Raw genomic sequence first — 21,369 nt, 5'->3', positions numbered from 1 at the left:
CTAAAATCCTCTAATCTTCTTATTATTTCTGATTTTAATTTATCATAGTTTTACTTGACGTTTTAGATAGTTCAGATATTTTTTACTTTCGTTATTGAGTAGAAACACTATTAGTTTTCTTCTTCAATTTTTTTTAAGAGGCAAGGTATCTTTTCAAGGTTATTGATGAAACCATTCAAGGAAATAAGATTTACCCAAATTCACAAAATGCAGAGCATGTTTTTTCATGGAATAAAAGAGACAATTGTAACAGTGACATATCTAATAATCCCGGTTATATAAAGAATAATTATTCTTAATCTATAACTTTTTTTTTTAAATGTATTCTTTTAAGCGTTCCTTTAAACTTTCTGGAACATTGTTATAAACTAGTTGGGTAGGCATTTCTCCAAGACCAATATCAATTGCGTGGCGAATAAATATCATATCCTTGATGGGTGTCTCGTCAAGTTTAGTAACGTTACTGTTGGAAAATAATAGTAATGCCGAAGAAATTCGGGGTAAAGAAGGTAAATTCTTTCTTAAGTCCTTTAATATTGCTATTGCGAATGATTCTGTTGAAACTGGGTCGTTACTTGCGAATACTAGTCCTGGTTTGAGTTTAACAACATGTGCTTTTCCTATTTCTAATTTTCCAATTTTAAGGGAATTGGTGTTTGGTCCGAATGTTGTCTGTGCCTTTGTTGCAACAAAAAGTGTTGTACGAAGTTTTTCTTTTATGGCATCATTTATTTCCACTATCTTTTCAATAAAAGTATCAGATCCATCATCCATGGATTTAAGATTGCTTCCGTGGGTTTCATTTTTTATGAAATTATTAAATGGACCGTTTGCATGGAAATCCATCCTGCTATCATCCCTTAATATGCCTACCATATTCTTAAAACCCAGGGTAACACCTGCCTGACTGTGTGTACTTAATCTTGGCAAATTTATAATATGATCAGCTTCTTTAATCCATCTGGTTATGTAAAAACCCTTGGGCCATGATGTGGTATGTTCTGATTGGTGGTGGATAAATCCTTCTTCCCAACCTTCAGATTCAAAACTTATGAATCTGTCCTCTATTGTACCCATGCCTGATTTGACATAATTATCCTGAGTTTTTCCATGTATAACACCAGATGAATCATGGAGAACATCCTTTAATCCTGATTGATCTCCAACAACTACCTCTGCACCCCTTTCTGTTAGAACTTCCTTGACAACCTTTACTGATAGTGGATGTGTTGTGGATGGGTAAGGGTTAGGTGAATTCAAGGCAGGTTTTAAAAGAACAAGATCACCCTTGGAGAGCCATTCTAAATTATTTGTAGATTTTAATAACACTTTTTTAATTGAAGCACCTAATGATTCAGAATTGGGTAATACACCCTCTACAAAAACTGTTCTTTCATCCATTTTAAAACAACTCTCCCCATCCTCTATACAGAAAATGATTAGATGTTAATCTGTTGAACTTAGTACTTATTTTTTTAACTTACATTAAATCTCTTAGAAATAAGTCATTAGGGGAGAATCTAGTAAAACTGTAGAATTAAAAAAAACTTCTAGAACAGTTGAATTGGTTTTAGGAATATTAAGTGGAATATTTGGTCTTTTAGGTGGAGTATTTGCTTTAATAAAGAGATTTGTAAAATTTCATTACCATATCTGAGTAACTGTAAAATGGTATTTGGGGTGGTTTGTTAATTAGTTCAGAGTAATGATTTTTTGTATCTTTAAAGTATGGTAAATAGTCCAACAATTTATCAATATTGTGGATATTGGGTAACCTTGACTCTTCTATCATTAATATTAATCTGTATTTGCTTTTGGTTTTAGCGTATTCATTATATCGTTCTATTAAACCCATATTTAACCCACCTAAAAGTTCATATAGTTTTATGACAAAAATTTCCACCTTCAAATTCAGTTCCACATTCTTTACAAGACATTTAAACATTCTATTCAATAACTTCGTATATTTTAACCTTTTTTGGAGTCACACCTGGTCTTTTATCAGTCATATAAGCAAAATAGCTTATTAAATGGACATAATATTCTAAATATCCTCTAATGAAATCATTTAAACCTTCATTTCGTTGTCCGAGGAGTAATATTATTATCCATTGTAGAGCTAAAAGTATACCCACTATAATACCATATAAAAAGAGTATTATGCCAACAGGAATAGCATAAAATATCCTAACAAATAATTCTATTCGACTGGCTTTTTCCTCATATTCAAAGAGTTCATTTAATTCAAATTCACCAGTTTTAACACCATTATTCTGTTCTTTCCAACTTTCAGACGTTTTTTTAGGTTTTGTGGGTTTTACAGGTTCAACTAGTACCTCTTTTGAGGATAATCCTCCCCCACATTCACACTGAAAGTCAGAAGGTTTCTCATTAGATTTTAGTTGATACTCTTCTCCACATTTCTCACACTTTGCAATCACCATGATAAAAACCTCCAGTAACTTATTATTTGTTTTATTTTCGATAATAAAATATGGTCGATGATCTTAAAAATCTATCCAACACAACATGGCAATGTTAGTAAATCCAATCTGATTAGGATTACAATAACTGAATATGTTATGAAATATATAGACTTGTTAGACTAAAGTAACTATGGAGGGTGTTAAATGGGGATAAGGCTAAAAAGTTTTAGAAGATTTGGCGAGATAGACTTGAGGAATAGTAGGGATATAATATTTGTCGTTGGGCAGGAGGATAAAGAATTCCATGACTCATATAGTGGATTTTTTTCAGATGATGACCCTAATGAAACCATAATAGACAATTTGATATTACACAAAGGGACTGATCAATTATTAGAAATAATTTATAAAAGCGGAAAGAACAGGTTTTTAAATCTTAGACTCATTCATAGTTACCACTATCAGGAATATTCAAACGAAGAATGATTAACAAAATCCTATATTGAATAAATCATATGATAACCTTTTGAATGCTCTAAACTTCAATGGAAATGTTAATTAAATCTAATCTAATTAGGATAGTAATAACTGAATTATATCATGAAATATAATGACTTTTAAATGAGGGTTTAAAAAAAAATATATTTTAAATTCTTTCTTTGTATTTTAATTCTTTAAATATGATTTTGAATTCTGTTCCATGATTCACATCCAATTCTAATTTTCCTTCTAATTGGTTAACAAGATTTTGTACTAGTTGCAGGCCAAGAGTTTTTGAATTTTCTATATTGAGGTCTTCTGGTATTCCTATTCCATTATCAGTGATAGTGAGTTCTATTAAGTCTTTGTTTGAGACGAGTTTTAAGGTTATTTTTCCTTTACATTTGGGAAATGCGTATTTGACACTATTAGTTACTAATTCGTTGATGATGAGTCCTAGTGGTATGGCAGTGTCGACGTTTAAATGAATATCTTCAATATCTAATACAGATTCAATGGCGCCTGATGTGATTCCATAAGAATAGAATATATCCAAAATAAGTTTCTCAATGTATTCTTTGAAATTGATGTAGTTAAGACTTGAAGACTGATAAAGTTTTTCATGGATTATTGCCATGCTTTTCACCCGGCCTTGGCTCTCCTTTAAAACTCCTACTCTCTCATCTAAGTTCTCATATTGTATTTGCAAGTTCAATAAACTAGAAATAATCTGCATATTATTTTTGACCCTATGATGGATCTCTCGAAGAAGAGTTTCTTTTTCATCTAAAGATTTTTTTATTTTGTCTTCTGCTTTTTTACGGTCAGATATATCTCTTACAGACTCAATAGCACCATATTGTTGCCCATTACTGTCTAAAAGTGGTGATGCTGTTACCCATAGATAAGCGCCTAGACCATTGTATACTGAAGGTACAAAGACTTCTGCATAAATTGTTTTGCCATCTTTTTTGACGTATTTATACTTTGAAATATACTCTGAATCATTATTTCCTATAAGATCAATTAGAACAGGGCGATGTTCATTATACCATGGTACAGAATAGGCATAATCTCCCTTACCAATGATGTCTTCTTTTTTGGTACCGGTCATCTCTTCAATGGCTCTGTTCCAAGCTATAACTTTTCCATCTTGATCGATTGCAAAAGTTGCATCGGGTAAAAAATCTATAATATCCGTTAAACGCTGTTCTGATTCTTCAAAAGCCTTTTCTGCCTTTTCACGTTCGGTAATGTCTCTTACTACCATAACAATATAAAGTACATCGCTGAAATTAACAACACTTGCACTTATCTCAACAGGAATTTTTTGACTTTCAACAGTATTGAAAACCGACGAAAAGGTTTTTTTACCAGTTGATTCCTTGTTTTCAACCATTTCATTTAAAATTAGTTGAATTCTCATCATTTCATCATTATTCACCAGGTCTTTCAAGGTCATCTCAAGCATTTTTTCATGGGGGTATCCTAATTGCTCAGATGCAGATTTAGTAACATCAGTAAAACGTCCTGAGGAAATTTCTAGAAGAAAAATTGGATCATTACTCTGATCCAGCAAAGCACGAAATCTTTCAAGTTCACCCAATCTCTTCTGTAACTCAGGATAATAACTCTTTTGTATGGAAGATTCACCAAGACCTATAATCTTATCACGTAATGAATCCCAATCATCAGTTTCATAAGGCATTTTTAAATATTTCCTCCACATCACTTATTTTAGGTATAAGTGGATTGGTTAATATACATGGATCTTGCATTGCCCTTTTTGCAAGTTCTGGAATATCCTCCTCATCAACATCGATCTCTTTAAGCGTACGATTCACTCCAGTTTCAATTTTAAGATTTACTATACCCTTTATAAGACCGTATTTATCATTTAAATCATTAAATCCAAGGGTTTTAGCAATTTTAATGTATCTTTCTGGTTCAGAAGAGAAGTTGAAATCCACAACATGTTCTAAAAGAATGGCATTACACTCTCCATGAGGCAGATCTTTAAGACCACCTAGGCTATGGGCCATTGCATGAACCAGGCCAAGACTAGCATTTGAAAATGCCAAACCAGCATGAAGACTTGCAAGCATTAAATTACCCCGGAATTGTATATTATCAAGATCATTGATGCAAGGTATTATATTAGATGAAAAAAGGTTTATTGCTTCAATAGAATGGATATCTGTAATAGGTGAACTTGCATTAGAAACATAAGCCTCCATAGCATGGCTTAATATGTCAAATGCCGTACAAACAGTCATGTACCGATTTAAGGTTGTAGTAGTAACCGGATCAATTAATGCAACATCTGGAACAAGTTTCTTACTGATAATTGCAATTTTAACTTTTCTCACTCTGTCGGATATTATTGCAAATTGGGATACATCTGCAGAACTACCTGCAGTGGTTGGTATACATATTAAAGGAGGTGATGGTATACTAACCTTATCTACACCTTCAAATTCATTTATATGTTTTTTATTTGAAGTTACAATTCCTATACCCTTTGCACAGTCCATTGGACTACCACCACCAAGAGCCACTATCACATCGCATCTTTTACTCTCGTAAACTCGGGCCCCTTCCATAACCTCTTCTGTTCGGGGATTTGATTTAATATTGGAATATAATTCATATTCATAATCCCCAGATTTTAAAGCCCCAATAATCTCATCAAGCCACCCTGAAGAAACTATACCTGGATCTGTTACTAAAAGAACTTTGTTTGCTTCGAAATTCTTGAGATATCTTCCCAACAAAAATCTAGCACCAGAACCAAATACAAATTCAGGTGCAACAAACTTTCTCAGTTCAAATTCATTATCCAATCACATCCACCCCAAATGAATCAAATATAAAATTAAATATAGATTCTTGAACTTAATTACAAAAATTATTCCAAATAAAATATAAATCCCATTGAAATAATTATCAAATGATTATAGTCCATAATATTTCATAAGGTCATGATCATATAAAAATATCATTATTAGGATTATTTTGAATAATTGGAGGGACTACAATAGAAAAGTTTTGGATTAATACCAATGTAATAGTATTGAGAGTTTAGAGTAAAAGATTGCCGAATATGATATATTGTACTCCTCATTTTCAAGGAATTTCAACTGTAAAAGAGGAATAATAGTTTAATTTTAAATACTGGCCTATTAATAACCAAAAATTATAAACTATTGACTTTGAAATAGTATTTTGCCTGCATACTTTCAGAATAATTATATATATTCTTAAAGTTTAATGGAGAATATAACAACCCCAATTAAGTAATTTTTACAGAGGTAGGCCCTCATCATTCAACCTATTATGGAATATCATTTACTATCACAGCTTTTTATCATGCCTCCATGAATTATTAAGCCTTATATAATTATTCCAATTAATTCAAATTCTAATATTAATAATAGAAGAATATTTCGTATATATAGATAAAAAAAAATAAAATTAAGAGGTCTAAATCCTCTTAAATCGATTATATATCGTTTAATAATCCCTGTTTTTTAATTTTTTAAGTATTAGTGAGGAATATCAAAGGTTTAGTTGTTCTTCCTGTTGAAACTACCCAGTTCATTTTTGTTAGCAGTGAACTGAATGAAAGAGTCCTATATCCATATGATGGATCTGCTATCTTTACTTGTTTTAAATAAAGGTTTATTCCGGTTAAAAGCACATAATGTCCCGAGTTTGGATTTAAAAATGATCTTATGTGTAGTATTACTGGATTGTTGTGGGATATGTAACTGTAAAGTCCAGTCCATCCTACTGAAGAGAAGGATTGATCCCATGCTCTGAAATGGGTCCCATATTTTAAATTTACTTTACTAACAGCATTGATCAGTCCAACATGTGTAGTGCCTATGTTAGAATTGGATCCTGCATAAGAAGCTAGCCCCATCTCATTTAGGTTCATACCATAATTTGAAAAATCCATCTTAAGTGACGATGGGCCGCATGTGTATGATGTGTCCTGATGATCGTATACAACCTTTGTATCAGTGACCCAAGTATTGTAAATCAATTTTAAGCCATATGCCGCTAAAATTTGTTTAAATGTAGTTATCGGTATTTTTGTAGTTCCATAACTTACATAGTTTGGTAATCTATTGTATGTACAATAGAATTTTTGAGCCCTATATTGTCCATCTTTTATCTGAGTAAGTGTTAAACCATATTTATTTACAGCCGCTACTGTTTTTATCGTCTGGGTTGTTGTTACAGTATTTGTAGTGGTCATTAAAGTTGTTGAAGTGCTGTTTGTTTTGTTTAGATTGATTGTCGAATTTGAAGTGCTACTATTAATAGCAGCTACACTACTAAAATTCATAATCAGTGCTAATCCAAATAATAATAACACCGATAAAAATAATTTCCTACTGATTATACCGCCCCCGATGTCCAAAAATCAAATAATAAGCAATTTTCGAAGTTATAACTAATTCCGTTTATAAATTGATTACAATCACATTTAAACAATTCGATCATGAAAATCGGATAAAAACGTTATTAAAGGTTTTTATGACCTTAAAACACGATTAAAATCTGCCTAATGTATTTGTAATCAATAACCCCCCTTTGCTCCTATTTCAAATAAATCAGGTCATTTAAAACATTAATTAACAAAAAATGTCACTTTGCTCAATTTATTGATAGGATCCCCAACTTGGATCATTAAACATCCGTATAATAGTACATTATTTTTCCATTTAAACATGAAAATACAGTTTTGGCAAATCTAGAAGTATTAGAAACGCATATGCAAACTGAACATTTCAAAGCATTTGGTGTGGCAATTGAAAATTTTTTAGCGAGAAAATTAGACATTGCTGTTTACTCAGCTGACAAAACATAATCGTATAATTACTCTTTTTTAGCTCTGATAGAAAGTGGTTACAATTTTATTGAAAAATTCCACTAAAAATTTTTTTCGTCATAGCATCATTTACGAAGTTATCTAATCTTTTTTAGTCCCCAATTTTTTAGAAAAATTTTTGTTACGAATACGATAAAATAAATAATAATTTAATTAACAATGAAAATAAAAAACCACTGATTAATACAAAAAATGAATTGGATATGCTAAGTATCATATGCAGATGGGGGGGGTATACATAATGAAAAATATAATTAACAAAAAAGTAATACAGTCTTTTTAATATTTTTTAGAACAAATTACCAAATTTAAAGTGTATCAGATTAGTATGCAGGCAAAATACTATTTCAAAGTCAATAGTTTATATTTTTTGGCTATTCATAGACTAGTATTTAAGAATTAAACTATTTTTCTTTTTTATAATTGAAATCCTTTCAAAATTATGGATATAATATGTCATTATCTCCCTTCTTTTGTTTTAATCTCTTAATACTTCGCTTTTTTGTTCGCTATTAATTTGGAAAGGAAGCACAGATGATATTTTTTTTTGCATATTTAAACTATTGCATCTTTATAATAATTAAAAATTGCAATGGAGAAAACGTTCACTTAATCTATCACTCGCTTAATTAAGAAATTAATTATAAAATAGTGGGTTAACTTAATATCTATTATTGTTGCTATAGACTAAGTCTTTGTTCTATAGGTTTTATTTAAAGGTATACTGTTTTATTATATTTACGTTAATTAATTTGGTATAATCTATAGTATATACATCATTTAATCATAGGTTACGCTATTTTCAGAGGTGCTAATTTATACAGAAATTTCATTTGCTATTTGAAAATTTCATCCGGCAAGCTAGCAATCAAGAAAGAGAAAAAAAAGTATTTTAGGAACCTGTTTTGAATTTGAATGTGCATGCAGCTGTTAGGTTGTTGCCTGCGTAGTATTTGATTGCATTTTTGATTATTGTGATAAGATTACACTATTTTTCATTTTTCTTCATGATATTCTTCTTCTGCATTTATGTTCCAGATATTTTCTTTTGATTTTATATCATTTTTTATGTTTTCTACTGCGGTCATTGCTGTGAGCATGGAATGGTCCATATTGTTGTAACGGTGCATTCCATTTCTTCCTATTAGAAAAAGGTTTTCAAACTGGTTCGTGAAATTTTTAATGATATCGAACTTTTTATAGGTTCCAAAGTATGCAGGATAAGTCTTTTGGACTTTTATGACTACACTATCAATTACCTCGTCTGCATTTATGATGTCAATTTTTTCTAATTCTTTGATAGCAAAATCTGTGAAATTTTCATTAGACATGTTCCACATTTCGTCCCCTTCGTTGCAGAAATATTCAAGACCTATCCATACTTTAGAGTCATCTTTTACAAGATATGGGCTCCAATTATTGAATATTTGAAGTCTACCTATCTTCACATCCCTTTCTTGAATATATATCCAGTTGTCAGGAACTAAATCGTTAACCGTAATCATTTTGGTTTCATTTTTGATTTTCAATTCATTTAGAAGGAGGCCTACTGTTATGAAATCACGGTACATTAAACCTTGTGCAACTTCGGAAACATCATAAGGTAACTTTTTTTCAAAAGAATTTATTAAATCTTTAACTGGCATAGTTGATAAGAAGTAATCCCCCTCAATCCTCTTAAATTCACCTGTAAACTCATCCAAAACTTTAATCGCATCTAACTCATTTTCTTTGCTTTCTATTCCTACAACCTTATTTCCATGATGTATTTCTCCACCATTTTCTATAATGAGCTTTGCAACTTCCTCCCACAACTGGCCAGGACCATGTTTTGGATACATGAATTGACCTATTAAACTTGTCTCAACATTCTTCTGAGATATAGAACTATCACGTGTGAATCGCTTTTTGAAAGCATGCAATATTGTATTTGTTATAGAAAGGCCTTTTATCCGTTGAGATCCCCATTCTGCTGTAATTTGGTTACATGAAACACCCCAAACCTTTTCTGTATAATCCTTAAAAAATGTACGATACAATTCAACACCGAATCTATTTATAAAAAAGTCTTCAAGGGATTTTTCAGGTTTTATTTGACTAAATGATGTTTTAATATAACTTAAACCTATTTTAACAGTTCTTTTAATTCCTAAATTAGCGAATGTATTGTAATTTAAGGATATAGGATAGTTAAAGAATTTTCTAAGAAAAAAAATCCGTGACAACCTGCTACGATTAAGCATCACTTCATCAATCTTCTCAGGATCTGGTGCAGGGAACGTTTTTGTTTTAACAGACCCTATATCATGTTTAATAGATTCATTTGATATTGGTATTTCCCTTCCAACTGCAAGATCATCCTTTGCAGGAGCACCTTGAAGTGGTAAAATATTCATCCACCAATCCATAACTCTTTCTGATTTAGAAAAAAATCTATGACCTCCAATATCGATCCTGTTACCTTTGTAATTAATAGTCTTTGATATACCTCCAATATCATTACTTTTTTCGTAAATAATTGGTTTTATATCTGTCTTATCGAGTAGTTCATAGGCTGCTGTCAGTCCTGCTGGACCTGCACCTATAATAATCGCTGTTTTTTGATTTTCTTGTTTATTAAGCATTAATCTTCCTCATTAAAAAAATACTTTTAATCTCTGAATAAAACGAATTTTCTTGCAAAAAAGTTCCAGAATAATATTATAACTGCAGCAAATATTTTGGATATTAAATAATATATTTGAAGATCCTGTGTAAAAAACCAAATAAATATTTCGTTTAATCCGAGTCCTACTATCCCAATAAGTGCAAAAATTCCAAATTCAATGTGTCTCTTTTTTAATTTCCTTTTGTTAAAAACCCAGCTTATACTAAGGAAGTAGTTAACTATTAATCCTAAAATGAATGCTATTCCTGCAGAAATCAGATAATAAATGCCAAAAAAATCAGTTAATATAAATAAAGATAAAAAATCGACTATGAAAGCAGCTCCTCCCACAAAGAGGTATCTAAACATTTGGATATGAGTTTTGTTAGTTTCATCTTTCAATAACTTTTTACTTATATTTTTAATTGCAAGCTTCATTTTCCACCTTATTAAATAGCTTTTTTAATGAATTATCGGGTTATAATTAATTATATTTTGATTTAATTATTAAAAAAATTAATTATATAATAATTAAGAGAATTAAATTAATATTTTATAATCCACCTTTTACTTTATAAATCCTTAAATTTGTTATATTACCATTGTTCACTTGTGGAAATCTAGCTAATAATGCCCCATTGCTCGAATTTCCCCAAACAAAATAATAATCTATTCCATATTTCTTAAATTCTGCATTAAGATCATTATCGGTCATGTTAGGTTTTGAGAATCCATATTAACTTGTAACCTAAAAAATATGAAAGTGCTAATGTTTCATCATAATACCCATCAAACAAGTTTCCATTTTGATGCAATATTACCACTAACATCATGTTGGTTATTTAGAGTCTCACCCCAAATATAATTGTTTATCACATGTATTTTGAATTAATACAAGGCTTTTTATGAATTAATAGATAAGTTAATTTATGCAAAGTTACATGGCTATTTTGAAGAATAGTTCCAAAAAACATAATATTATTTTTTTAATGTTCCTAGTCATTTTTTGGATATTAGGGGTTTATTTGCTTAAATATTACCAGTATTCGATATCAGGTCAAGACTTAATTAGTGTAATCTCAATAGGTCAGTTATATGCTGAAGGAGATTTGCATAATGCAATTAATGGTTATTGGGGCCCACTTTTTTCATGGTTGTTAGTACCATTTCTCTTATTTAAATCATCACAATCTTTTGCTTTATATTCAACAAAAATTTTATCTTTGATTATAGGTTTTTTTACTTTAATTGGGATAAGATTTTTATCTTATCGATTTGAGATGGATGAGAAAATTAGGTTATCAATCTTATTTTTAATGATTTTTGTTGTGTTGTATTTTTCATTAATACCATCTTTTTTTCCTATGGATTTGTTATTATTATGTTTCTTAGTTTACTACTTATATTTTATATTTGACCCAAATTACTCTGATAAATTATTTAACGGGTTTGTGTGTGGAATTTTAGGTGCAATGGCTTATTTGACTAAAGAATATGCTTTACCCTTTTTTATTGTTCATTTTGTATTATTTAATATGTTTCACTATGTAAATGATATTTCAAGAGTAAAAAGGAGAAAAATATTAAAAAACTTTGCTATTGGGATTGTAGTTTTTTTTATCATAGCTGGAGCTTGGAGTGCTATTATAAGTGACAAATATGGAAAGATAACAACAGGAACTGCTGGACAATATAACTACGAATTAGTAGGGCCAGATTCTCAAGGGATTCCTATGTGGAATGGATTTATGAAACCAACTAATGATAAAGCCATTACCACTTGGGAAGATCCATCCTATGATAAACTCATAAAATGGAGTCCTTTCCACTCAGTAAAAAATTTTATATTTCAACTAACGATAATAGGCAACAATATCATCAAAACTATAGGAATTATCCAAACTTTTTCTATCTTTGCAATATTGATTCTTATAGCGTATATTGTTGTTTGTATTCAACCACCGCGGAAACTCATCTCGGATACTGATTATTTATATCCTTTAACAACGATATTGCTATTTATTGGAGGATACATTCTTGTTTTTGTAGAATTTAGGTATCTAATTCTTGTAAACATTTTGCTGATTTTGATGGGAGGTTATTTGATTAATAAATTATTTAAGAAAACATCACTCACAGATATTGGAAAAATAGTTTTAATAATATTATTTATATCCTCTTTCATTTTGTTACCAGTAACCTCTATAACTCAAGAGATTAATGAGGGAATGTATATTTATAATCTGAGTAATATTTTGAGTAATCAGTATAACATACATGGTAATCTAGCATCAAATGGGGAAAATAGTCAATATTACACATCAGAAGGTGTAGCATACTTTCTAAATAGCCCGTATTATGGTACAAATTTGATTAATTGGAAAATTAGCAGCGATAGCGAATTAGAAAATAACTTCATAAAGTATAAAATAGATTATTATCTTCTTTGGGATAATTCAACAGCTAATATTAATCTTTTATCCAAATATAAGGAAGTAACTAATGGGACAATAGCTGGTTTAAAAGTTTATGCAATAAACGGAAGATAATATAGATTTAATTTATATTTTTTAAATTATTTATAATTCTATCAAATTCTAGCATACGTCAAGATACCTGCTATAAAAAATACTGCCGCGATTATTGCTGTCAGGACAGAGGAGTAAAATCCAATCTGACGAACAACATGGTTCAAATTCGAACCCTTTCATCTTTTGAAGCAATTTTATTCCCCAATTATTTCACTCTCTTTCAAATTTCTCATTTTTTGTCCAGCAAGATCATCATCTGTTGCATAAGGATGTGGATACCTTTCGTTTTTGTCAGTATATGATTTTAATAAACGTGTGGATTTGATTTGAACTGCCTGTTCCGGGCAGTAATTGAGACATGCATGACAGGAAAAACATTGGACATCTTTCTGCCAATTTGGTTTTCCATTAATCATTTTTATCTTTCCCGACAAACAAACCTGTTCACAGGTCCCACAACCCACACAATTTGAATCTGAATAAAAATCAACATTAAATATTTTATTAAGAATAGGAAGAACAGGAGATAAGAAGTGAAAATACAGGCATAGAAACCGTGAAATTAGTGTCCTTTTCCCTGTTTTCTTCTTTGTTTATTATTATGGTTTTAATGGAATCTAGATTATTTTGAACTTTAGATTCCCAATCTGCAATTTCTTCTTCTGTTGCCTGGTCCAATCTTCAAATTTTGGATCGTTACTTGCAATATTTATAGTAAAAAATGAATCTAAACTTTTTCCTTTTTTCTTTAATATTTTATCCAGGTCAATAAATGCTCTATGAGGGTTACCAGCCCGTGTAGATATTGCAAAAATATATTCAGCTGATTTTAAATCAAGTTTCTTAAGAAATTCCTATTACAGGGGCTGGAGCCATAGCGAGATGAATGGGAAATACAATACCTACTGTTTCTTAACTGGTTTCTATAACTGTATTATTAAAAGACCAACTATTGCTATTAGATTTGTTTCTGGAATTCGTTTTTGTAATTCTTTAGCCACATGTAATGAATTTCCAGTCCCTGAAAAATAGTAAACTTCAGTACTCATAGAAAAAATAATAAAATTTATTAGAAAGTTGCATCATAACACTTTTTAATAAATGGGATTTATTTTTATTTATTTCTAAATATAATGGGGGTTTAATATTATAGAAGAAAGTTTAAAGGTTCCAAAAACTGTTTTAGAGGATGTTTGGACAGAAACCTTAAAGATACTTAAGGATAATCCAGATTTTAACTTGGAAACTGTTGAAAAGATAGAATCCATGGTTAAAGAAGGGATAATAATTCCTGACAACATTATTGAACTTTTAACGGGTTAGGTGTTGTATTCTATGAAACAACTTACTCGAAAACTACAATTTAAATTCAAAACAGAAAGCATAATCTACTTTTTTTATTTTAGACTGTATATTCCTTAAAAATGGTTATACTCATACCTACAAGTGCATGGATATATATTGAAATTGAGGTATGAAATTGTAAAAAAGTATATTATTTTTAAGTTTATTGTAAACATATCCTGCAAAATTCTGCTAACAATCAACATTTAAATCCATCAAATTAAGAAATTTAGGAATCACCCACTCTATTGTGGACCTATTAAGTTAGTATGCAGGCAACACACTACTATAATCTGGTTATTATCTACTTTTTTTTTATTTTTAAATTATATCTGAGAAAGAAAATTTTCTCAGTTTTTTTATGGTATTAAGTTTGATAAAAATTTTAAATAAAAAGTAAAAACAGATACTAAAATATGAAATCTAAAATATCTCTCTTAATAATAATAGTGCTTATTTTAGCTTTTAATATTTCATCTGCATATGCAGATGTTATTGAACCTGGAAAAAAGGAGATCAAACTATCCTACCAGATATCCAATATCAACAATTTCCCAATGTACGTTTTTCTTCTTCATGGCAGTCCATCTCCGCCTTATGAAATTTTAAACACCCGTGAATTCAGTTTTTATAAACTAAGCACAGCTTCTATATACACCGTTAAAAGATCCGTATTTAACACGGACATTTTAAACCAGAACAATCAAAGTGCAGTTGTAGATTATTTCAACAATAATTCTAATGTTATCCATTCAAATTTAGAACTTGAAGGTAGCTATGGAACTGTCTATACTAACAATCAGCTTGATGGGGCACTAATTGTTCTTGAGATAGTAGCGGTAAATGATACTGCACTTGAAATTAAAAAATCAAAGATTATCTTCAGCTTTACAGATGGAAGTACCCAGGAAAAGACTTTTGAAGCTGATAACATCACACCAGTTCCATCAAAAACCAAAGACGGAACCACGATCTTCTACTTATGGTACCTGGTGCTACCATTAATGTCTGCAATAGCCATCATAGGCATATTCCTATACAGAAGAAGAGGAGAACCATAGAACAAACTAAATTATAAAAAGTATTCAAAATGTACAACAGAATATGATGAAGCTTCCTTTAAATTAGAAACGGGTAATAAATAATGGGATATTTAACTGTATGGTTCTTAACGGTTGTAATTGAATTTATAATTATATGGCTCATGGTAAGGGACAGGCCTTGGTTGCTCCTATTCTATTCTGTGGTTATAAATTCATTAACACTTCCAATAGCAACCTACAGTTACATCAACCTACTTTCCAATATTTATCTCATTGAAATATCTGTGATTATCGCTGAAAGTGTAGCACTGATGTTTCTATTAAAAATAAAATATCCGAAAGCCATTCTAATCTCAGCAGTAGCTAACACTGCAACTGCACTGGTAGGTTACCTTCTGAGCATCATTTAATCGAAAAAATAGTATTAAATTAATTTTGCATCTTTAGTCTATATCAATCCCATTATATTAGGCTCTAAAATTGATTAAAGACACTTTTATCTATCACTATCTCCAAAATCAAATTATTTACCTCTCAATCAATGGATAGAATGCATATTTATGATGGAATAACTCCTAAGAACAAATTATCATAGAAAAAAATTAATACAATAAGATCATAAAATATAATATGAGTATATAATTGGTGATGCCTCCTTATATTTTCTTTATTTTGATTTTACCTGAAAAATGGTTATACTCATACGCAAACTCGTATGGTAATATTATAAAATTGAGTATGAAATTGTAAAAAAGTATTATTATTTTTAAGTTTATTTTAAACATATCATGGAAAATCTGCTAACAATTAACATTTAAATCCATCAAAATTTATTAAAAAAAAGGAAAAAATACAAAGGATCTAGTTCCATATGTGAGATAAATCTAGAACGAATGTAAAATTCTTATTAAATAACACTGGCAACATAAATTCAGGTATTAAAAAGGAATATTTAAAAATTTCTACTCTTTTATATTGTATAATGCATTAATACCCTTCATAAATCCAGGTTTTCCTGCTAATAGAAGAACAACTCTTAAAACATCCACCACTTCATCTTTGGTTATATCAAGTTCCTTCATACCACTTTGTATCTGTTTTTTAACTGCTCTATTGTCGGATGCAGCTGCAGCGATTCCTATGGCTACAAGTTTCTGAGTTTTATAATCTAATGATTTACCTGTGTAACAAACATCATTTAAACTGACACTTATATCGTAAAGATCTGGATAATCTTCCTTGATAGGGTTCATACCTTTACTAAAAAACACTTCATCTTTCATAACTAACACCTCAAAAATGTTGATAATATCTACATATTTATTATGATTTAAGTTCATATAAATTTAACTTAAGATGTTAATTAGGTTATTGAGTCATAATAAACGGCTTGTTATCTTATTATTTCTTTAATATTCCATTAATCTTTTAAATGAGTTTAGAAAACCATTACAATGCTACCTCGATGCATCCATCTATAACACAGTTAAAAGTTCAAATAAAAAATTACACATCTAAAAAGAAAGCCGAAGTACAACTATTTATCAACCCATCCATTTAGAACTTGATCAGAATTAAAACTTCCTCCTTTTACATACCAATCCTCATAGGAAATAATCTCAATTTGACCACTATCTAAATATCTTCAACATTTTCTACAGAATCCTTCAGTGCTTCTTTTGCCTCATCAACTTCCAATGGTTTTGAGGTTACCCACATACAGTATTCATTATTTTCCAAACCTGCTTTAAAATATGGAACAAGTATATCAATTAAATCATCTTTTGTTTGATAAAATTGACAGAAATGCGTCCCCCAAGGCACATCTCCAATCAAATTTATACCCGATTTTCTAAACTCATCATCAAAAATAATTCTACCCCAAAAAATAGTTTTAAAAATTTTATATCATAAATTATTAATTTACAATCTTATAATTTTTTTTATTATCATTAATCCCAATTTTAATTAAGTTAATTCGATTTTCTAATAATTGAGATAATTTATCAATAAAACAGATATAATGATAAAAATTGCCAATCCAATAACTATAGCAACAAATAATCCTTGTTTAGGCAGTAAATATACTATACAAAATAAAAAAATAATCCATACTGGTGTTAATATCAAAAGCCCTTTAACATAATCCAATACAGGTAAACTACCTGCTTCGCTGTAGATGGTTAAAATACTCATGAGGCTTACCAAAGGGAACAATGCAATGAAAGCTGCCAATATACCTTTATCCTTACTTCCAAAGTATGTAACAAGTGTTAGAATAAAACCCCCAATTATAAAATACAATAAGAATTTTAAACCGTCACTAATCAAAATTTCAACATCTCCTAAAATAGATGGAGTCATGGGAAATATAATTATTTTTTAGTCGAGCAGGGAGGTACTTTCCACATATTGGGGGACCAATATGTAACCATATTGGCAAAAAGAGAAGAAAATACCATCCCTACCCTATTATTATTATGAGTTATTCTGTTTGTTAAAATTTTTGGATAATTATGGATTAATTACACAAAAAAGAACCATCATCACAATGTTATCTCGATACATCCTTGTAGAACACTATTAGAAGTTCTCATAAAAACGATGCAGTATCTAAAAAGAAGGTATCAGGACAATTAACTCTCCCCATATAGTTTATTAATATGAAAAATTAATATTTCAATTGATATATAATAGATTTAAAAAAAATGGAGTCAATAAGAATTGAAAGAATCTAAAAAATGTCCTAATTGCGGTTTTGAAGGCCTAATGGAATGCTGGAGAGCAATTGGATCCACAGGAATGAACTGCAAATGTCCAAATTGTAAATTTACATTTGGAAACCTAAAAGAAAAGAAATAAATGATTTTCAAAAATAATTTAGAATTTTTTTCCTCATGTTTAATAATTTTTGTTGGTTCAGTTTATTATCGCAATCCAATTATATTATTTAAAAAAAATAAAATATTATAAAATTTTATTTCTTTTTGCTCTTCAGTTTTTTCCCACCTGAACCCGGAGGGTTAATTTTAGCGTCTCCGTATTCTTTTTTAAAAAGTTCCGGGTCTTCTTTTTTAAGGAGATCAGGAGTTTAATTAATTAAACAGGATCAAAGATGTGGTAAAAATGGTAGATATTGTTTTAAAATATGAACATGCGGAATTAGTTAAAGATGTACCTTTTGAAGCTAGGTGGTTTATATATTTTTCAATAGAGAAAAGCTTTGGTGAGAATTTTGCAATGCTTGAGGAATATTTAAAAGTTTGGAATATCGAAAATCCAAATGCAAAAACTTATTTTAGTAAAGCAATAGAAAAGGGTGATAAAACTTATTTTGCCATAACAATTGAATTCGACTACCCTACATATCTAAACGATGAAATTGTAGATACATTAATAGAAGAAACTAAACAAGATTTTGCTACGTTTTTCAACCAAAAAATTATAGAATTGAAATTAGGTCCATTTTTTTAACAATAAATTTTTAATTGGCAAAAAAATTTATTTTTGGGTAGATTTACTCTTTATTTTTTCCATTTTTAGTTTTTGATGAATGTCGTGATGTTCATGGAAGTTTCTTATAAGCTTCATTGACTTATATGTCGGTATTTGATTTGTGGTGATACGGCGAAGACTTTTCCCCATTACATAATCTGTCAAAAAAAACTCCCCATCCTATCTTATACACCGAACTTACCATAACTGGAAACAGAACGAATACTCAATAAAATTAGTTAATGTCTCAACAACATAATCACATTACCAGTCAGACTAATGAAAAAAATGGATTGATTTTAAGAAAATTTTAGATGCTACAGATAAATTAGTTTATGAATTGTATGGTTTGACAGTAGATGAAACAAGATTATAGAGGGGAGTTTGAATTAAATCAGAGGTGGTTGTAATGGTAAAAGTAGGATTAGTATTAGTCTTTGATGAAAACAAATATTTGGCAAAAACCATAGAATTACTTGATTATCCTGTTTCTGGAGACTGGTTAATCTTAGATGATAAAAAATACGAAGTAATAAGAAGAACCTTTTCTTATCCCTCAAAAGGGTTTGTTAAAATACATTTAAAGAAAGCAGATGGATCTGTTGTAGACCATCTTGACCAATATATCCAAGAATTAGTTAAAAACGGTTGGAAACTTTTTACAGACGATTAAAAATAATAATACGATTGTATAAAAGCAAAAGTGAATAAAAAAGATTGAATTTGGAATAAATTTTGTAATTGAAAGTTCTATTGCTTTACAAGAATTATTTCCAAATTTATAGACTTCAATCAAGTAATTATGGTTAACTAAGTATCTGTAATCGTAGATCAAGCATCACAAATATGAGTTTATATATAAATGAGTGTTTAATCTTATGCATTCATGTATTTGTATAGTCTAGATAGTCACTATATCATTTAATCATAGCTGTTGTTAATTTAAGATGGATTGGTGATGATGATAATAGTCATCTTATCCAACTTTTAGTATATTTTCTGGAACATGATGTCATTTCTACTTCTCTCTAAATTCACACAGTAGTGTTCGATAATACGTAAGCTGGATGTGTTTATAAAGCCCATAAATATGATAAAACGTTACTGGTTAGAAATAAATAGAGAAGATAAATGCAATGCTTAACCATATTGTAATTAAATTTAATTGTATTTTAATGAAAAGTTAATAAACCCTAATAAAGATAATATTAGTTCAGAGGGTTTGTTTTTAATGGATTATTTTTATCTCTAATAAAATCTAGGGATTATTATATGCTTCAACAAGAGACCAGAGAAATGATTTTTTGAGGGGATAAATGATGCAATTTGATTATAGAGTAATTTTGATATTAATGAGTTTATCGACATTAATAATTATCATCTTACTTAAATTAATTTATAGGCATAATCCCCATTATAATAAGTTGTATGGGAATGAAATAGTTCTTTTTCACAGTTCAGAAAGATATAAAAGAAGAGTGTGGAGATTTAATCTGATTGAAGGATTGAAAAATCTTAAAATTAAAGGAAAAATTGTTGATGAATTGGAACTTAAAGTAATTGTGGGAGAATTCAGCGAAGGTGTACAAGAGATAATTAAACACGCCGCAAATCATAAATTTGAATCAATAACAATCATTGGCGGTCCTAAAGTATTTTGTGAGGATAGGATGGAAATTTACACTCTTCTTGATAAATATAAGAGTGTTGAATATTTAGTCTTGCCAAAAAGACCTACCAAACATTTTATGATTTTTAATAAAAGTCATTTGTACATTGAAAAACCTGATAGACACAACGAAATTCGTGGATCTGTAGGGATAAAAAAGGCACAACCAGAATTAATAAAAATATATAATCAGGCTTTTAGTAAAATGCAGAAATATGCCCGTCCTTTAACGAAAGAAGAAGTATTGAATCAAGAATGTTATTAAAAAAGGTGCTAAAAAATGGATATTATTGCTTTAATACCAGAATTTCTAGTTTTAAGTTTAGCAGGATCTTCCTTGTCTATAGCAGCTTATTCATCATTTAAGGATAGGAATGATGACCAAAAATTATTATTGATCATAGCCAGCTGTTTTATCTTCGCATTTTTAGTAGTTTTCATTTTATCAGCTACTACATTAGATAATTTAACATTTTATCAATATGTATTAGTTTTAATTTTCTATACTCTGATTTTCATGGCGATCTTATCTATTATAGGATTCATTATCCATCGTTTAATTGTTGATCAAAAATATAAAATTGATGAACTACAATCTGCAATAGACATCATAGAATCAAGTAAAGACGGTTTAGATAGTTCAATAAGTTTATTTGAATCAGAAAAACGATAAAACATATATCCGCACTGGATGTAATAAGTTTATTTTAATGCATACCTATCCAATAATGTAAGTTTTAAGAGCGGATTACAACATCTTTAAGATTGCACAGAGAAATTCAAACATCCTAATTTGTCTTTAGGATTATGATCCTGATCATGGAAATGTAGATA

The 21,369-nt window shown here is 29.6% G+C and carries 24 protein-coding genes; 9 read left to right on the top strand and 15 right to left on the bottom strand.

The annotated features are described in order from the left end of the window. Positions 1 to 315 precede the first annotated feature (315 nt). From DL91_RS04900 to DL91_RS13125, 3 genes are all read right to left on the bottom strand, one after another. Complete coding sequence (locus tag DL91_RS04900; RefSeq protein WP_048190489.1) at positions 316 to 1,401, bottom strand: DUF362 domain-containing protein; 1,086 nt, start codon at positions 1,399 to 1,401, stop codon at positions 316 to 318. Positions 1,402 to 1,618: 217 nt separating this feature from the next. After that, positions 1,619 to 1,855, bottom strand: coding sequence for a hypothetical protein (locus DL91_RS04895; RefSeq protein ID WP_156096017.1), 237 nt, complete (start codon positions 1,853 to 1,855; stop codon positions 1,619 to 1,621). A gap of 91 nt (positions 1,856 to 1,946) precedes the next feature. Further along, positions 1,947 to 2,444, bottom strand: a complete 498-nt coding sequence (locus DL91_RS13125; RefSeq protein WP_081882608.1) for a DUF4389 domain-containing protein — start codon at positions 2,442 to 2,444, stop codon at positions 1,947 to 1,949. 186 nt (positions 2,445 to 2,630) lie between these two features. On the opposite strand from DL91_RS13125, the gene DL91_RS04885 reads away from it, so the two are divergent. Further along, on the top strand, positions 2,631 to 2,912 hold the full coding sequence (locus DL91_RS04885) for a hypothetical protein (protein ID WP_048190487.1): 282 nt from the start codon (positions 2,631 to 2,633) through the stop codon (positions 2,910 to 2,912). A gap of 160 nt (positions 2,913 to 3,072) precedes the next feature. Here DL91_RS04885 and DL91_RS04880 read toward each other — a convergent pair whose 3' ends face one another. The 6 genes from DL91_RS04880 to DL91_RS13535 form a co-directional block, all read right to left on the bottom strand. Continuing rightward, complete coding sequence (locus tag DL91_RS04880; protein ID WP_048190486.1) at positions 3,073 to 4,614, bottom strand: sensor histidine kinase; 1,542 nt, start codon at positions 4,612 to 4,614, stop codon at positions 3,073 to 3,075. Next, positions 4,604 to 5,749 (bottom strand): alcohol dehydrogenase-like regulatory protein ErcA, encoded by a 1,146-nt coding sequence (gene ercA / locus DL91_RS04875; RefSeq protein ID WP_048190485.1) that lies wholly within the window; start codon positions 5,747 to 5,749, stop codon positions 4,604 to 4,606. Before ercA ends, DL91_RS04880 begins: the two co-directional genes overlap by 11 nt. A 695-nt stretch (positions 5,750 to 6,444) precedes the next feature. Next, the gene (locus DL91_RS04870) at positions 6,445 to 7,260 is read right to left on the bottom strand and encodes a C39 family peptidase (protein ID WP_156096015.1); all 816 of its coding nucleotides are present in this window, start codon (positions 7,258 to 7,260) and stop codon (positions 6,445 to 6,447) included. Between the two features lie 1,541 nt (positions 7,261 to 8,801). Next, complete coding sequence (locus DL91_RS04865) at positions 8,802 to 10,430, bottom strand: NAD(P)/FAD-dependent oxidoreductase (RefSeq protein WP_048190483.1); 1,629 nt, start codon at positions 10,428 to 10,430, stop codon at positions 8,802 to 8,804. Positions 10,431 to 10,456: 26 nt separating this feature from the next. Then, positions 10,457 to 10,891 (bottom strand): GtrA family protein, encoded by a 435-nt coding sequence (locus tag DL91_RS04860; protein ID WP_052374186.1) that lies wholly within the window; start codon positions 10,889 to 10,891, stop codon positions 10,457 to 10,459. 115 nt (positions 10,892 to 11,006) lie between these two features. Further along, positions 11,007 to 11,168: a hypothetical protein gene (locus DL91_RS13535; protein ID WP_156096013.1), complete on the bottom strand. Its 162-nt coding sequence runs from the start codon at positions 11,166 to 11,168 to the stop codon at positions 11,007 to 11,009. A 310-nt stretch (positions 11,169 to 11,478) separates the two neighbouring features. Between DL91_RS13535 and DL91_RS04855 the strand changes: the two genes are divergently transcribed. Beyond that, positions 11,479 to 13,002, top strand: coding sequence for a hypothetical protein (locus DL91_RS04855; RefSeq protein ID WP_052374184.1), 1,524 nt, complete (start codon positions 11,479 to 11,481; stop codon positions 13,000 to 13,002). A 176-nt stretch (positions 13,003 to 13,178) separates the two neighbouring features. Here DL91_RS04855 and DL91_RS13840 read toward each other — a convergent pair whose 3' ends face one another. Beyond that, entirely contained in the window at positions 13,179 to 13,448 is a 270-nt protein-coding gene (locus DL91_RS13840) for a 4Fe-4S dicluster domain-containing protein (protein ID WP_369792048.1), read from the bottom strand. A 40-nt stretch (positions 13,449 to 13,488) separates the two neighbouring features. Beyond that, positions 13,489 to 13,662 (bottom strand): hypothetical protein, encoded by a 174-nt coding sequence (locus DL91_RS13835; RefSeq protein WP_197050599.1) that lies wholly within the window; start codon positions 13,660 to 13,662, stop codon positions 13,489 to 13,491. Between the two features lie 1,082 nt (positions 13,663 to 14,744). Here DL91_RS13835 and DL91_RS04845 point away from each other — a divergent pair. Both DL91_RS04845 and DL91_RS04840 read left to right on the top strand, forming a co-directional pair. Next, positions 14,745 to 15,389, top strand: coding sequence for a hypothetical protein (locus tag DL91_RS04845; RefSeq protein WP_048190482.1), 645 nt, complete (start codon positions 14,745 to 14,747; stop codon positions 15,387 to 15,389). 83 nt (positions 15,390 to 15,472) lie between these two features. Beyond that, positions 15,473 to 15,781 carry a hypothetical protein gene (locus DL91_RS04840; RefSeq protein ID WP_048190481.1) on the top strand — a complete coding sequence of 103 codons (309 nt, stop codon included), beginning with the start codon at positions 15,473 to 15,475 and terminating at the stop codon, positions 15,779 to 15,781. Between the two features lie 552 nt (positions 15,782 to 16,333). Here the strand turns inward: DL91_RS04840 and DL91_RS04835 are convergent. The 4 genes from DL91_RS04835 to DL91_RS04825 all read right to left on the bottom strand — a co-directional run bounded on the left by DL91_RS04835 (position 16,334) and on the right by DL91_RS04825 (position 17,702). Next, positions 16,334 to 16,654 (bottom strand): carboxymuconolactone decarboxylase family protein, encoded by a 321-nt coding sequence (locus DL91_RS04835; protein ID WP_048190480.1) that lies wholly within the window; start codon positions 16,652 to 16,654, stop codon positions 16,334 to 16,336. Between the two features lie 254 nt (positions 16,655 to 16,908). Continuing rightward, positions 16,909 to 16,986 (bottom strand): hypothetical protein, encoded by a 78-nt coding sequence (locus DL91_RS14520; RefSeq protein ID WP_369792067.1) that lies wholly within the window; start codon positions 16,984 to 16,986, stop codon positions 16,909 to 16,911. 20 nt (positions 16,987 to 17,006) lie between these two features. Beyond that, entirely contained in the window at positions 17,007 to 17,207 is a 201-nt protein-coding gene (locus tag DL91_RS13825; RefSeq protein ID WP_048190479.1) for an MEDS domain-containing protein, read from the bottom strand. Between the two features lie 150 nt (positions 17,208 to 17,357). Further along, a complete protein-coding gene (locus tag DL91_RS04825) occupies positions 17,358 to 17,702 on the bottom strand; it encodes a hypothetical protein (RefSeq protein ID WP_052374180.1) in 345 nt (114 codons plus the stop codon). 393 nt (positions 17,703 to 18,095) lie between these two features. Between DL91_RS04825 and DL91_RS13530 the strand changes: the two genes are divergently transcribed. The 5 genes from DL91_RS13530 (at position 18,096) to DL91_RS04805 (ending at position 21,208) form a co-directional block, all read left to right on the top strand. Further along, complete coding sequence (locus DL91_RS13530; protein WP_156096011.1) at positions 18,096 to 18,233, top strand: hypothetical protein; 138 nt, start codon at positions 18,096 to 18,098, stop codon at positions 18,231 to 18,233. A 264-nt stretch (positions 18,234 to 18,497) separates the two neighbouring features. Further along, positions 18,498 to 18,845 carry a hypothetical protein gene (locus DL91_RS04820; protein WP_048190477.1) on the top strand — a complete coding sequence of 116 codons (348 nt, stop codon included), beginning with the start codon at positions 18,498 to 18,500 and terminating at the stop codon, positions 18,843 to 18,845. A 430-nt stretch (positions 18,846 to 19,275) separates the two neighbouring features. Then, the gene (locus tag DL91_RS04815) at positions 19,276 to 19,539 is read left to right on the top strand and encodes a hypothetical protein (RefSeq protein ID WP_048190476.1); all 264 of its coding nucleotides are present in this window, start codon (positions 19,276 to 19,278) and stop codon (positions 19,537 to 19,539) included. Positions 19,540 to 20,185: 646 nt separating this feature from the next. Further along, positions 20,186 to 20,800: a hypothetical protein gene (locus tag DL91_RS04810; protein ID WP_231551392.1), complete on the top strand. Its 615-nt coding sequence runs from the start codon at positions 20,186 to 20,188 to the stop codon at positions 20,798 to 20,800. Positions 20,801 to 20,815: 15 nt separating this feature from the next. Continuing rightward, complete coding sequence (locus DL91_RS04805) at positions 20,816 to 21,208, top strand: hypothetical protein (RefSeq protein ID WP_048190475.1); 393 nt, start codon at positions 20,816 to 20,818, stop codon at positions 21,206 to 21,208. The last annotated feature ends 161 nt before the right edge of the window (positions 21,209 to 21,369 follow it).

This window comes from Methanobacterium sp. SMA-27 (assembly GCF_000744455.1).
GTDB lineage: Archaea > Methanobacteriota > Methanobacteria > Methanobacteriales > Methanobacteriaceae > Methanobacterium_B.
This window is presented reverse-complemented; position numbering and strand designations above follow the sequence as displayed.